Source organism: Bacillus sp. K7 (genome assembly GCF_053903245.1).
The window spans coordinates 859,081-871,887 of record NZ_CP096406.1; the positions used below are offsets into that span (position 1 = coordinate 859,081).

The following is a 12,807-nucleotide window of genomic DNA, read 5'->3' on the forward strand; positions in this document are numbered from 1 at the left end:
GAAAATGTTTATTTTAGTGTGGCTGGGGAAGAGTGTTTTATGTAGACAGATTAAACGGGAGGTTATGAAAAATGGGGAAAAAAATTGCAGTTGTTTTGACAGATTATTTTGAGGACAGCGAATACACTGAGCCTGCGAAAGCCTTTAAAGATGCGGGACATGAACTGACTGTTATCGAAAATGAAAAAGGCAAAACCGTAAAAGGCAAGCAGGGGAACGCGGAAGTGACGGTTGACGCGTCCATTGACGACGTAAACCCTTCAGACTTTGACGCGCTGTTGATTCCCGGAGGATTTTCACCAGATCAGCTTCGCGCCGATGACCGTTTCGTTCAGTTTACGAAAGCGTTTATGACTGACAAAAAGCCGGTATTCGCCATTTGCCACGGCCCGCAGCTCTTAATCAACGCGAAAGCGCTCGATGGCCGTAAAGCGACAGGCTACACGTCCATTCGCGTTGACATGGAAAACGCAGGTGCCGACGTTGTGGACAAGGAAGTGGTTGTTTGCCAAGATCAATTGGTCACAAGCCGCACACCGGATGATATTCCGGCGTTTAATCGTGAATCGTTGGCATTGCTTGAGAAATAAGAAAACGACGGACGCCCGCGGGGCGTCCGTTTTTTGTTGATTACAGTTTGACATCAGCCTGAGCACCCGTCAGTTTCCTGTATCTATAATACAAGAAGGCGGCTGCGGCTGTTCCGAGGACCGCAATGCAGAAGTCGAACATAAAGATATGGGCGATGCCTCCCGCTTTTGCGATAAGCCCGGTGGCAATCGGCAGCACAATCGACGCGATGCTTGAAGCCGTCGCTACAATTCCGGTAACGGTACCTTTGCGTTTCCAGAAAAGCTCTGTCATTAATGTAATGGAGATTTGAAACACACCCGCGGTTGAAAAGCCTAAGAAAAAAGCGGTGATATCCAGCACAATTGGCACATGAACCGTCAGCATGACTGCGAGTGTACATAAAGTCATCACAGGATATAAGAGCGTAATCATGACTGGCTTTACCCATCTGTTCAGCAGAACGGCCAATAATAAAACGGATGTCAGAGATCCGATGCTGTAATAGCTCAGCAATTGCACGGAAGCTGATTCAGCCAAACCAGCTGCTTTTTGAGCATAGCTCGGAAGCCAGATTTGAGAGACCGTAAATAAAGCCGTTGATGTAAACCCGATCATGATCAATGCGGCGCCTTCTTTTCGAAAAACGGGTTCAGACAAGAAAGCCGGAGCTTCCTGTTGTGCGCTGTTAGTGGTTTTTTTCTGTTTCTTGGGAAACGAAAGTGTTGATAAATAAACGATATTCAGCGCATAGACTGCTGCCGGGAGATAAAAAGCAACTCCATAAGACATGCCGTGGTCTGCTAAATATGTGATCACAAGCGGCAAAAGTGCGGCCCCGACAGACATAAAGGCTTTGACCAAGACATTTGCCGATCCGGGAGCACCCGGGAAAAGTTCGGTTAAGGCTGGATAGGTGCCGGCATCCATTGCCGAGTTTGCGGCTCCAGCTAATAAGGCGAACACAAACGCAAGTTCATAGCTAGGTGATAAAGGAATACCGACTAAAAAGACGGACATGATTCCCGCAGAAGCGACAACAAGCGGCTTTCTGCCAATTTTATCTGATAACACGCCGGAAACGCCATAGGTCAGCAGCTTGCCAAATCCGATAGCGGCAATGACATAACTGATGCCGGTCGGGTCGGTATTCCACTGTTTTGTTAAGGAGGACATATTGGATGCGAGAATAATGTTGACCATTCCCAGAAAGAAGTAGTTGATATACATTCCGGAGGCTGTTTTGATAGATGTCGTTTTCATGCTTGTACTCCTTCACATCTGATTCGAACATTTTGCTGTTTTCATGACCTATTTTAAGAAAAAATGATAAAAAAGACTCGCCGGGTTTCCGGCCAGTCTCCATTACTTTCGAAGCGAGGCTAGTTCTTGAGCAATCGCTTGCATTTCACTAGGGCTGAATGATTCTTTTTTCATCACCATGCTGTGAAGGTACGTGAGGTCTTCGATCTTCTCATCGCTAAAATCCTCCGCTTTGATCACGCCGACATTCAGCATGTTCAGTTTTTGGGAAATCTCTTCAATCATTTGAGTTAATGTTTCTGTATTTGGGCTGGACAAATGGCTCCATCCTTTCTTAGCTCGATATTCGGTATGTTTTATTCTAACAGAATTCAATCAGAAAAAAACCCTATTCTAAGAGCAAGCTCTTGTTTTCAAAAAAGTGGAGACATCAGTTGAAAAGAAAATGAACATCCTACTAAGATAGTCATGAAGGTTTTTTTTTAGAGAAATATGGGCAAAGAATAGGGAGGTTGTACAACATGATAAGCGTGTTATTTGTTTGTTTAGGAAACATTTGCCGGTCTCCGATGGCAGAAGCGATGTTTCGGGACTTGGCAGCCAAAAAAGGATTAGAGGGGAAAATCAAGACGGACTCAGCCGGTATCGGCGGCTGGCACATCGGCAATCCGCCGCATGCAGGAACACAGGAGATCTTGCAGAGAGAAGGAATCAGCTTTGAGGGCATGCTGGCGAGGCAAGTCAGCGAACAGGATCTGGACGATTTTGATTACGTGATTGCGATGGATGCAGAAAATATCGGGAGTCTCAGAAGCATGGCGGGTTTTAAGAACACGCCGCATATCAAAAGGCTCTTGGACTATGTTGAAGATTCAGATCTGGCCGATGTTCCCGATCCTTACTACACAGGGAACTTTGAAGAGGTCTGTCAATTAATCAAATCGGGCTGTGAGCAGCTGCTTACAGCCATTCAAAAAGAAAAACAACTGTAAGTGAAAGGAGAATTTGCATGAACAACGAACGTTTGATGCTGAAAGGTATTTTTCTCGGAGCTGCGGCAGGCGCAGCATTATCGCTGCTCCATAAGCCGACAAGACAGGCATGCGGCATGAGATGGCTGACATGCAAGCATAAACTTTCACTGTATAAAAGCAATCCGGAGCTGTTGAAAAACACGGTCATTACAAAAATGGATGAAGCCAAGAAGCTGGCAAAATCCTTGTCCAATGAAGTCGGGTTTGTCAATCAGCAGGTGAAAGAGCTGAAGAAAACAACGCCGCAAGTGATGGAGCTTGTGCAAGAAACGAAAGAGCATTTTTCAAAAAAATGATCAACATGCGAGGTGAGGCGACATGAATTTTTTGAAAGAGCTTTTCAGCAGATACACCCTGCATGAGGGGCCGAGCAAATCAGCGGAACTGGCGTATTTTTTTCTCTTGTCATTGTTTCCGTTTTTGATTTTTATGCTGACGCTCACCGCGTATCTTCCGATTTCTACCGATGATGTTCTGGGAGTTGTCAAACAATACGCGCCCGCCAGCGCGATGTCCCTCGTTGAATCCATTACCCAACAAACCTTAAACAACCGAAATGGCGGTTTGCTGTCATTCGGGATTATCGCGGCTTTGTGGTCAGCGTCTAATGGAATGAACGCCATCGTCCGATCGCTAAACCACGCGTATGAAGTGGATGAAAACCGCTCTTTTATCATCGTTCGTCTAACCTCAATTTTTTTGACGATTGCCATGGTATTTACGATTTTAGTGGCCTTGCTTCTGCCGGTATTCGGCCGGCAGATCGGGGTGCTTGCTTCAGACTTCGTCGGCGCATCGGATCTGTTTTTATCCGTTTGGTCTGCAGTGCGCTGGGGGGTCAGCCCGCTTGTGCTGCTGATCGTTTTTTCCGCCCTGTATATTATCGCGCCGAACCAAAAACTATCCCTCCGTTTTGTCATGCCGGGCGCTTTGTTTGCGGCCGTTGGATGGATCGTTGTAAGCACCCTGTTTTCATTTTACGTCAGCACATTTGCGAACTATAGCGCCACATATGGAAGCATCGGGGGAATCATCGTTCTGATGATTTGGTTTTACTTGAGCGGCATTTTAATTATCCTTGGGGGAGAAATCAACGCTCTTTTACATAAACGTAAAAAGCTTCCTGATGAAAATCCCTACCATTAGCGCATCCTATAAATGAACTTCGGTTCAAATTGATGTCGGGGGGCTATCGTGATGAGCAAGAAAAAAGGCGGAAGCCATAACAAACAAAATTCGAAAAGCAAACCGAGCCATAAAACAAGCGGAAGCGCCAACGGGCAAAACGGCTATCATTAGCATAAAAGCCTCCTGATGTCATGTCAGGAGGCTTTAACATGCGGCAAACTTGCATTGACTCAAGCTGAAAAGATGACAAAAAGCCTAAAACGCAAACCGTTTTAGGCTTTTTGTTTATGAAGATGAAGAATAGGTTTCGGCTGGTGACCAGCTTTTCGGTTTGCCCAGCACAAGAGCTAGCCAGATACCGCTAAGCGTGAGGGTAATGAAATAAAATAAGTTTGCGCTGTCAAATGTCTGCATATACCAGCCGCCGGCAATCGGCCCGAGGATGCTGCCAAGGCTGAATGTAATGCCGCAAAGCAGGTTCCCCGCCGGCAGCAAGTGGGGAGGAAGAAGGTCTGTCATATAGCTGATGCCAAGTGTAAAGGTTGATCCGACTGCCATTCCCGCCATAAAAAAGCAGCATCCGATCACGTAAGGCGAAGGGAATACGCCGGCGATCAAAAAGCAAAGCGCTCCTGTCAGCAAAATCACAAGCAGCACATTTCGCCGCCCGTATTTATCGCTGAGGATGCCGAGCGGAAACTGAAAAATAATGCTTCCAATCGCAAATGCGGGAAGGATCAGCGCCACTGCGTCCACAGATATCCCCAGCCGGAGCGCATATACAGGAAAGCTTCCATTTAGCGCCGTCTCAAGAAAGCCGTAGCCGAATGTGGGCATAAAGGCAACCCACCCAAAGAGTAACGCTTGATAAAACCGCCTGAAGCTATTGTCTGATTTGGTTTCGTGAGGATTGGTTTCCGGGTATGCATTTTGTAGAAAGAAAACAAAAAGCCACGCAAACAGGCTGAAGCAGCCGGACACGATAAAAGGCAGCGCCGGGCTCAGCTTGACAAGCGGAACCATGAAAGGACCCGCGGCAAAGCCAAGGCCGAAGGAAAGTCCGTAAACAGACAGGTTTCTTCCGCGATTTTGTTTTGATGACATCGAAGTCACCCACGTTTGCGTAGAAAAGTGAAGCATATGGTCGCCGATTCCGATAAACAGGCGAAGCAGGAACCAGATCCAAACGGACTGAAGCCAAATAAATCCAAACAAGCTTAAAATGACAATGCTTCCCCCGATGACAATCAGCGGCTTAAATCCGAGCTTTCTAAGCGGCGCTTCCATAAACGGCGAAGCCAAAAGCACGCCGATATAGAGTCCCGTCGCATGCAGGCCGTTAATAGCGGCCGATTCCCCATTTGTTTCAAAGATGATCGAGATGACAGGCAGCAGCATGCCTTGTGAAAACCCGGAAATGGAAACGAGCAAGACTAGGATAAAAAAATGAAATCGTGACATCGTGTCTGTTCTCCTTATATGGAATCTATGTTGATCGTACAATGTTTTCCAATAGCAGGCAACCTGAAAAAAGCCTATATCACATGTGAACATGCGACCTCGTGTAATCATGATGATTTTTGTGAAGAATACAAATAAAACAAGTCATATAAAAGGAGCCAATTCACTATGAATCGTATTTTTTTTATTTTAGTGGCGGCGGGTGTTCCGCTTTCTGTAATCGGCAGTTTGATGCATTGGCCTTCTGTCATTCTCTTTGCCTTGTATTGCGTAACGATTATCGCGCTTGCAAGCTATATGGGAAGGGCGACAGAATCATTATCAATCATCGCAGGCCCGCGGATCGGCGGTTTGTTGAACGCCACCTTTGGGAATGCGGTTGAGTTAATCATCTCTCTATTTGCACTGAAGGAGGGCCTGACCGGTATCGTGCTTGCCTCTTTAACCGGTTCAGTGCTGGGGAATCTGCTGCTGGTGGCCGGGCTATCGTTTTTTGTCGGCGGTTTAAAATATAAGCGGCAGGAGTTTAATATTCATGATGCGCGCCATAACTCCGGTCTATTGATTTTTGCCATCATTGTCGCTTTTGTCATTCCGGAGGTATTTTCTGTAGGGATGGGCGACGTGGGCAAGCTTAATTTAAGCATCGGCATCAGCATTATATTAATGCTGTTATATGTGGCGGCTCTGTATTTTAAACTCGTCACGCACCGCGGTGTTTATCAGCCGAAGAACAATGACGGCCAGCATGTGGAAGAGGAAGAGCCGGAGTGGTCAGGCAAGATGGCCACAATTGTCTTGTTTGCGGCTACGATTGCAGTGGCATACATATCTGAAAACCTGGTTCACACGTTCCACTCTGTAGCTGAGCAGTTCGGCTGGAGTGAGCTGTTTATCGGGGTCATCATCGTGGCGATTGTCGGTAATGCCGCGGAGCACGCGTCCGCCGTCATCATGGCCTATAAAAATAAAATGGACGTTGCTGTTGAAATCGCAGTGGGTTCGACGCTGCAGATTGCTATGTTTGTTGCACCGGTTCTTGTGATCTGTTCCATCTTCTTCCCGGTAAGCATGCCGCTTGTGTTCACGCTGCCGGAGCTCGTGGCGATGGTATCGTCCGTTCTCTTGATGATCGCGATTTCGAATGACGGCGATTCCAACTGGTTTGAAGGGGCGACGCTGCTTGCCGCCTATGTCATTATGGCGATCGGCTTTTTCCTTCTATAACCTTAAAAAATGATGGATAACAATAAAGCGGGATGAAAAGACTAAGGGAAAATGCCATAGAAAGAGTGATATAATGAAAAAGCTATTTCATTCCACACTTATCGTGTTGTTATTCTTTAGTTTTTTCGGCGTTCAGCCCATCCACGCGAAAAAGCAGTTTAAGGTTCCTGACTCAGTTGCAAGCATTTCGAAGGAAAACACGTATCCGAATGCTTCACAGGATCAGCCGATGCTTCAGCCGAGCAAGCTTGCAAAGGAATTGCTCGATCATTCTGAGGTGAAGATTGAAAACCCGCACCTCATCAAAATGCTGAATGAATCCAACGTATCCGGCACACCGCTCGCGGTAGGCTACCGGGCGACAATATTTCTCGGGAAATGGGCGCTCGGCTATGAATCAAATGAAACAGTCGCAAACTGGGAATACAAAAAAATCAATACAAACCGTGCGGATAACCGCGGCGGAAAAGAAACAGCTGAAATGCATTATGCCCAGGAACAACAGTACAAAGTGAAGGGCGGCCTGACAGCTAAGGTTCCAAACGCTGAAGATGTCAAAAGCATGATGATGCTAAAAGCGATGAAGAAAACGAATCTTCCGCTGGCATTCGATACGGTTGTCGGAGCGGGCACAAAGCGGGATCAAATTTATAAAGTCGCTCCTAAAAAAATGGGTTATTTGAATGCGTATGCACCGGCTGTGAATGAAAAAGGAAAAGTGACTTACGGAGAAGTGTACTTAGTGCTGAAAGGGAATAAACGAAAACTAGTCGTGAAAAATGTCACGTCACAGGGAATCGGCGCTTGGATTCCGGTTCAAGACCACGTCACATTTGGTTTTCAGCTTGCTTCGCAGCCAAGATAAACAAAAAACTGATTCCAACTCGGAATCAGTTTTTTTCGTTTATTGCGTTCTCTCGATTCTGACCGCTTCCTCAAGCATTTGCACATTGTTTTGATAGAGCTTTCGAACAAGAACCCGTCTGACTGCAAGGCTGGCGCTGAAATAATCGTCATCTTTCACCATGCCTTTTACCGTAAATTCCACGCCGCGATTGATTTGATTCAATGCGGTAATCCCATGTATTTGAAAGGGCTCTGCCGGATTGCCGAATTCATCCAGCTTTAATGAGTCTCGAAGTTCTTCATTCAGCATGTCACATGCCTCTTCTAATACGCCGTACACACGGTCTGGGTCTTCTTTAAAGCTGATGAGAAAGGATTCGGTGATCCGCATAAAATCGATATTATAGTTCTCTATTTGTCTGACCTCGCCGTTGCTGATGGTGAGCAGCTTCCCGCTCCATTCCCGGATTTGTAGCGAGCGAAGGCCGATTTCTTCAACAGTCCCGTTAAACATATTGTTGACGGTGACATAATCGCCTTTGTGCAGCTGGCGTTCATAAATTAAAAACACACCTGCCAGCACATCCTTAATCAGTGATTGGGCGCCAAAACCGATGACAATACCGGCTACACCCGCCCCGGCTAAAATATTGCCGAAATCATGCACAAATAAAGAAATAACGTAAAAAATAAAAGCGATTGTCGCTGTGTACTGGGTGACAGAACGGATAAGGCTTTCAATCGTTTTTTCTTTTCTTTCTTCAATAAAATCTGTCCGTTTAAAAAATAGCTGGACCAGCCGGTTGATGATAAAAACACTGATCCATAGAATGACGGCAACGAGAAGAATATCGACGATTTTATTCTGGAAAATCTCTGTAAGTGTTTCTTCCATTCGCATCTAACTCCTGGCTTGACGTTTTGTGAAATCCACATCTTGATAATAACTATTTTTGACGAGAACATTCGGCCCGAGGCATCGGACATTCGGGCAGTGGCAATTCAGCTCTTTTGCAAGCTTTGTCTCTCTCCATTTTTCATAGGCGGAAGGGAGGCTGTCCGTCTGAATGTTGCCGAGCGGCGGTGTGTCGCCGAAATCAGTCACGATGATGTTTCCGTCGAAAATATTCACATTCAGGCGGGAACGGCCGTCAGGATCGTTTCTCACTGTGACGTTTTTCGCCGCGCGAAGCCGGCGAAGCAGCTTTTGATCCTCTTCGTCCGCACTGCAGGCATAAAACGGCAGTGTCCCGAACAGCATCCACGTCTTTTCATCACGAATATCCAGCAAACGGTGAATGGCCTGTCTCATCTCTTTCAGGCTGAGAGAGTCAAGAGCGCTTGCGAAATCGCTCGGGTACATTGGATGGACTTCATGACGCTGACATTTCATATCTTCTGTGATTTGGCGGTGAATATGCTCAATATGCGGAAGTGTGCGTTTGTTCAGCATCGTTTCTGCAGAAACCATCACCCCGGCATCCACGAGCGTGCGGCTGTTTTCGATCATTTTTTCAAAATAACGCGCCCGCTGTTCGAAGGTCGGTTTTCTGTCCATCATAGCAAAGCCGATCTCAGCAAAATCCTCAACTGTACCCCAGTTATGAGAAATATGCAGGACATCAAGATACGGAATAATCCATTCGTATCGATCAATATCAAGGGTCAGGTTAGAATTGATCTGCGTCCGCACGCCCCGTTCATGGGCGTATTTCAATAACGGAACGACATATTCCTTTACTGATTTTAAAGAAAGCATCGGCTCTCCGCCTGTAATACTGATGGATCTCAGGCGCGGAATTTCCTCCAGCCGTTTTAACAGAAGATCTATAGGCAGAGCATTCGGGTCTTTAGGCTGCAATGTATAGCCTACAGCGCAATGCTCACATCTCATATTGCACAGTGTCGTCGTTGTAAATTCAACGTTTGTCAGCTGCATGTCTCCATACTGTTCAACATCCATATAGGCTTCCCAAGGGTCAAACTCAGGTGTAATGGGACGCAGCTTCGTGTTTTGTGTCATGACTATCTAACTCCTTTATAAATGGGGCATACTAATGCTGCCAACAGTTAATTTTAGACCTGATTTGATAAGTGCGCAAGTAGCGGAGTGATTGAAAAACGGGAAAAAATGAGCTACCATAATAAAAAATGAATGGAGGAACAGAATGGGAAACGCCGTAAACAATAAGGATCAGCAGCTTGATTATTTAAAGAACAGACTCGACATGTTTATGAATGTCATTGATTCATTAGACCCTGAAGCAACCGAAGTTGAAGATATAGATAGGCTCATCAGCATGCTTGATGACCTGGAAGCCAAATACGAACGCTTTAAAAAAGACTGGGAATAGAACCGCGCGCACGCCGCGGTTTTTTATTTTGACATAAAGCGTCAGTATAAAACGAAGCGCCTTTCTGTAAAATATAAAAAAATGCAGAAGGAGCGCTGGCCATGAAGTGGATGTGTTCAATATGCTGCGCCGCCGTCTTGCTTGCCGGGGGCGCAGTACAGGCGACAGCGGTGCCAAATGACCCGATTAACTGGGGCTTTAAACGAAGTGTCAATCATCAGCCGCCTGATGCCGGGAAGCAGCTAAACCGTTTAATTGAAAAATATGGCGCGTTTTATTTAGGCAATACAAAGGAAAAAACGATTTACTTAACGTTTGATAACGGCTACGAAAATGGCTATACGCCAAAAGTGCTTGATGTCTTAAAAAAACACCGCGTAACAGGAACCTTTTTTGTCACCGGGCATTTCGTAAAGGATCAGCCTGAGTTGATTAAGCGCATGTCTGATGAAGGGCATATTATCGGCAACCATTCGTTTCACCATCCGGATCTGACGAAAAAAACAGCGGACCAGATTCAGGACGAACTCGATTCAGTCAATGAAGAGGTCTATAAAATTACGGGAAGGCAGGACAACCTGTATCTGCGTCCGCCGCGCGGCGTATTCAGTGAATACGTGCTGAAAGAAACGAACCGCCTCGGATATCAAACCGTTTTCTGGTCGGTCGCTTTTGTTGATTGGAAAATCAATAGCCAAAAGGGGAGTAAATACGCTTACGATCATATGATCAAGCAGGCGCACCCAGGAGCCATTTACTTGCTTCACACCGTATCGAAGGACAATGCCGAAGCATTGGATGATGCGATCACAGACCTGAAAAAACAAGGCTACACATTTAAAAGCATTGATGATTTGATGTTTGAGAAAGAAATGAACCTGCCGTCCTTGTAACCAGAAAGCCTCTCCAGAACGGAGAGGCTTTCTTCTTATTTGATACATTTAATGAGTGCGGCCCAATCCAGATCTCCAAATCCTTTTTCAATCCCGCTTTCAAAATGGCTCTTGGCCAGCTCGGCGAGAGGGAGGTGTGCAGAAACCTGTTCAGCGGCGGCAAGTGCCAGATTGGTATCCTTCAGCCCTAATGACATTTTGAAACCGGCCGGCTCAAATGTCTGCTCTGCCATGATGGTTCCGTAATTTTGATAGACAGGAGAGCCAAAGAGCGCGCTGGCGATTTCTAAGAATTGTTTTTGTTCTAAGCCGTACTTTTCCATCATTAAGAATGATTCAGATAACGCCTCCAGCATAGACACGAGCAAAAAATTGACGCTGATTTTGGCCGCGTTTGCCGTCTTGCTTTCTTCGCCTACGTCAAACACCTGCTGGCTCAAGGTGTCAAGCAGAGGCTTGGCAGTTTGCTTCGCTTCCGCCGGTCCGGCTGAGATAATGCGGAGCGCGGCTTTAGCGGCCGCATCCGGTCTTCCAAGCACAGGAGCGGCGAGGAAGGATTGTCCTTTTTCCGCATGGGCTGCGGCGAGCTTCTCAGAGAACTCGACACTGATGGTGCTCATTGAGATGTGGATGCCGTTCTTTGCTAATCCTGCAATCAGCCCGTCTTCTCCGAATGTCACGGCGCTGACAGAATCGTCATCTGAAAGCATTGTGATGACAATATCAGCGGACTCAGCCGCTTGTCGCGGCGTGTCCGCTGCCTGTGCGCCTTCTGATGCGAGCTCTTCCGTTTTTTGTTTCGTCCGATTATAAACAGTTAATTCGTAGCCTGCCTGAAGCACATTTCGGGCAATGGGCTGTCCCATATTGCCGAGTCCGATAACAGCGATTTTCAATCTGATCACTCCCTGAGCATTTTTTCCATTATAAACAAATTGAACATCATATGCATGAAAAGCGGCTTGCCAATATAAAAAAGAACAGCTTTACGCTGTCCTCATTTAAATATGTTGAACCATCCTTTATGTACAAACCATATCAGCATCCCGATCACAAGCGCAGCCATCAGGCCGAGCACGGCGAAATATCCGTAATCCCAATGCAGCTCCGGCATGTAGTCGAAGTTCATCCCGTACACACCGGCAATAAAGGTAAGCGGGATAAAAATGGTCGATACGATCGTCAGTGTCATCATAATCGCATTCATCCGGTTTGAATTCAGTGTCACATAGCTGTCTCTTAAGTCGGACGTCATGTCACGGTTGGATTCCACAATCTCAGATAATTTTAATAAATGATCATATATGTCGCTGAAATAGGCTTTCGTTTCCTGATGCTCTTTCACATGATCAAGGGTTAAAATCCGATAGAGCAAATCACGCATCGGAATAACCGTCCGTCTCAGATGCAAAAGATCTGTCCTAAGATCAAACACCTCGTTCATCAGCGTTCCATATGTTTTCTGAGAACGGCTTTCTTCAATCTCGTTCAGCCTGTCTTCAATTTTGTACACGAGAGGAAAATATTCATCGACAAGCTGATCCATGATCATATAAGTGATATGCCCAGGCCCTTTTTTTAATATGTCCGGTGAAGCATACAAACGCTCCCGGACTTTGGCGATACCGGGCGTTTCGTGTAAATGAAAGGTGACGACAAATCTTTCGCCTTGAAAGATATCCACTTCCTCCGTCTCCAGCGTATCCTTATTCAGCGCATGAATCACGTAAAAGCGATAGCCGTCATAATGGTCAAGCTTGGGGCGCTGCATATGCTGGAAGCAATCCTCAATGGCAAGCGGATGAAAATGAAAAAAATCTCTCAATATTGCCGTTTCCGCATCCTCCGGGCCGTATAAATCAACCCAGTACCACGCAATATCAGGCTGTTCCACTCGTTCGATCGGTATATTTTTCAGCAGCTGATGCTCTGTTGTCATTGCGGTAATGTTGATCATAAACAACCCTCCACCTGCCATTATATCATGCGGCCTATATCAGAAAAGTATACGGTGTTCTCCGCCGAGCGGCG

15 protein-coding genes are annotated in these 12,807 nt (G+C 46.2%); 8 read left to right on the forward strand and 7 right to left on the reverse strand.

Going from position 1 to position 12,807, the window contains the following annotated elements; all coding sequences use genetic code 11:
• Positions 1–71 precede the first annotated feature (71 nt).
• Positions 72–590, forward strand: a complete 519-nt coding sequence (gene yfkM, locus M1D98_RS04210) for a general stress protein 18 (protein WP_010330295.1) — start codon at positions 72–74, stop codon at positions 588–590.
• Between the two features lie 40 nt (positions 591–630).
• Here the strand turns inward: yfkM and M1D98_RS04215 are convergent, their stop codons facing one another.
• Both M1D98_RS04215 and M1D98_RS04220 read right to left on the reverse strand, forming a co-directional pair.
• The gene (locus tag M1D98_RS04215; RefSeq protein ID WP_268558959.1) at positions 631–1,833 is read right to left on the reverse strand and encodes an MFS transporter; all 1,203 of its coding nucleotides are present in this window, start codon (positions 1,831–1,833) and stop codon (positions 631–633) included.
• A 102-nt stretch (positions 1,834–1,935) separates the two neighbouring features.
• Complete coding sequence (locus tag M1D98_RS04220; RefSeq protein WP_010330293.1) at positions 1,936–2,151, reverse strand: DUF1128 domain-containing protein; 216 nt, start codon at positions 2,149–2,151, stop codon at positions 1,936–1,938.
• A gap of 203 nt (positions 2,152–2,354) precedes the next feature.
• On the opposite strand from M1D98_RS04220, the gene M1D98_RS04225 reads away from it, so the two are divergent.
• Genes M1D98_RS04225 through M1D98_RS04235 form a run of 3 tightly spaced genes read left to right on the forward strand, consistent with a single transcriptional unit; the run spans position 2,355 to position 4,013 of the window.
• Positions 2,355–2,825, forward strand: coding sequence for a low molecular weight protein-tyrosine-phosphatase (locus tag M1D98_RS04225; protein WP_121642143.1), 471 nt, complete (start codon positions 2,355–2,357; stop codon positions 2,823–2,825).
• A gap of 17 nt (positions 2,826–2,842) precedes the next feature.
• Positions 2,843–3,163: a hypothetical protein gene (locus M1D98_RS04230; protein ID WP_121642144.1), complete on the forward strand. Its 321-nt coding sequence runs from the start codon at positions 2,843–2,845 to the stop codon at positions 3,161–3,163.
• A 22-nt stretch (positions 3,164–3,185) separates the two neighbouring features.
• Complete coding sequence (locus tag M1D98_RS04235; RefSeq protein ID WP_010330290.1) at positions 3,186–4,013, forward strand: YihY family inner membrane protein; 828 nt, start codon at positions 3,186–3,188, stop codon at positions 4,011–4,013.
• A 267-nt stretch (positions 4,014–4,280) separates the two neighbouring features.
• On the opposite strand, the gene M1D98_RS04240 is transcribed toward M1D98_RS04235, so the two are convergent.
• Complete coding sequence (locus tag M1D98_RS04240; protein ID WP_268529384.1) at positions 4,281–5,456, reverse strand: MFS transporter; 1,176 nt, start codon at positions 5,454–5,456, stop codon at positions 4,281–4,283.
• A gap of 168 nt (positions 5,457–5,624) precedes the next feature.
• On the opposite strand from M1D98_RS04240, the gene cax reads away from it, so the two are divergent.
• Positions 5,625–6,683, forward strand: a complete 1,059-nt coding sequence (gene cax, locus M1D98_RS04245) for a calcium/proton exchanger (protein ID WP_121642146.1) — start codon at positions 5,625–5,627, stop codon at positions 6,681–6,683.
• 70 nt (positions 6,684–6,753) lie between these two features.
• Positions 6,754–7,548: a YfkD famly protein gene (locus tag M1D98_RS04250; protein WP_121642147.1), complete on the forward strand. Its 795-nt coding sequence runs from the start codon at positions 6,754–6,756 to the stop codon at positions 7,546–7,548.
• Between the two features lie 39 nt (positions 7,549–7,587).
• Here the strand turns inward: M1D98_RS04250 and mscC are convergent, their stop codons facing one another.
• Positions 7,588–8,430 (reverse strand): mechanosensitive ion channel protein MscC, encoded by an 843-nt coding sequence (gene mscC, locus M1D98_RS04255; protein WP_082246401.1) that lies wholly within the window; start codon positions 8,428–8,430, stop codon positions 7,588–7,590.
• Complete coding sequence (gene yfkAB / locus M1D98_RS04260; RefSeq protein ID WP_010330922.1) at positions 8,431–9,552, reverse strand: radical SAM/CxCxxxxC motif protein YfkAB; 1,122 nt, start codon at positions 9,550–9,552, stop codon at positions 8,431–8,433. It abuts the gene before it with no gap.
• A 145-nt stretch (positions 9,553–9,697) separates the two neighbouring features.
• Between yfkAB and M1D98_RS04265 the strand changes: the two genes are divergently transcribed.
• Both M1D98_RS04265 and pdaA read left to right on the forward strand, forming a co-directional pair.
• Entirely contained in the window at positions 9,698–9,883 is a 186-nt protein-coding gene (locus M1D98_RS04265) for an SE1561 family protein (protein WP_039076206.1), read from the forward strand.
• A 101-nt stretch (positions 9,884–9,984) separates the two neighbouring features.
• Positions 9,985–10,776, forward strand: coding sequence for a delta-lactam-biosynthetic de-N-acetylase (pdaA, locus tag M1D98_RS04270; protein WP_010330920.1), 792 nt, complete (start codon positions 9,985–9,987; stop codon positions 10,774–10,776).
• Between the two features lie 35 nt (positions 10,777–10,811).
• On the opposite strand, the gene M1D98_RS04275 is transcribed toward pdaA, so the two are convergent.
• Together M1D98_RS04275 and corA are read right to left on the reverse strand one after the other, a co-directional pair.
• Complete coding sequence (locus M1D98_RS04275; RefSeq protein ID WP_121642148.1) at positions 10,812–11,672, reverse strand: NAD(P)-dependent oxidoreductase; 861 nt, start codon at positions 11,670–11,672, stop codon at positions 10,812–10,814.
• Between the two features lie 101 nt (positions 11,673–11,773).
• Entirely contained in the window at positions 11,774–12,733 is a 960-nt protein-coding gene (gene corA / locus M1D98_RS04280; protein ID WP_456280036.1) for a magnesium/cobalt transporter CorA, read from the reverse strand.
• Positions 12,734–12,807 lie beyond the last annotated feature (74 nt).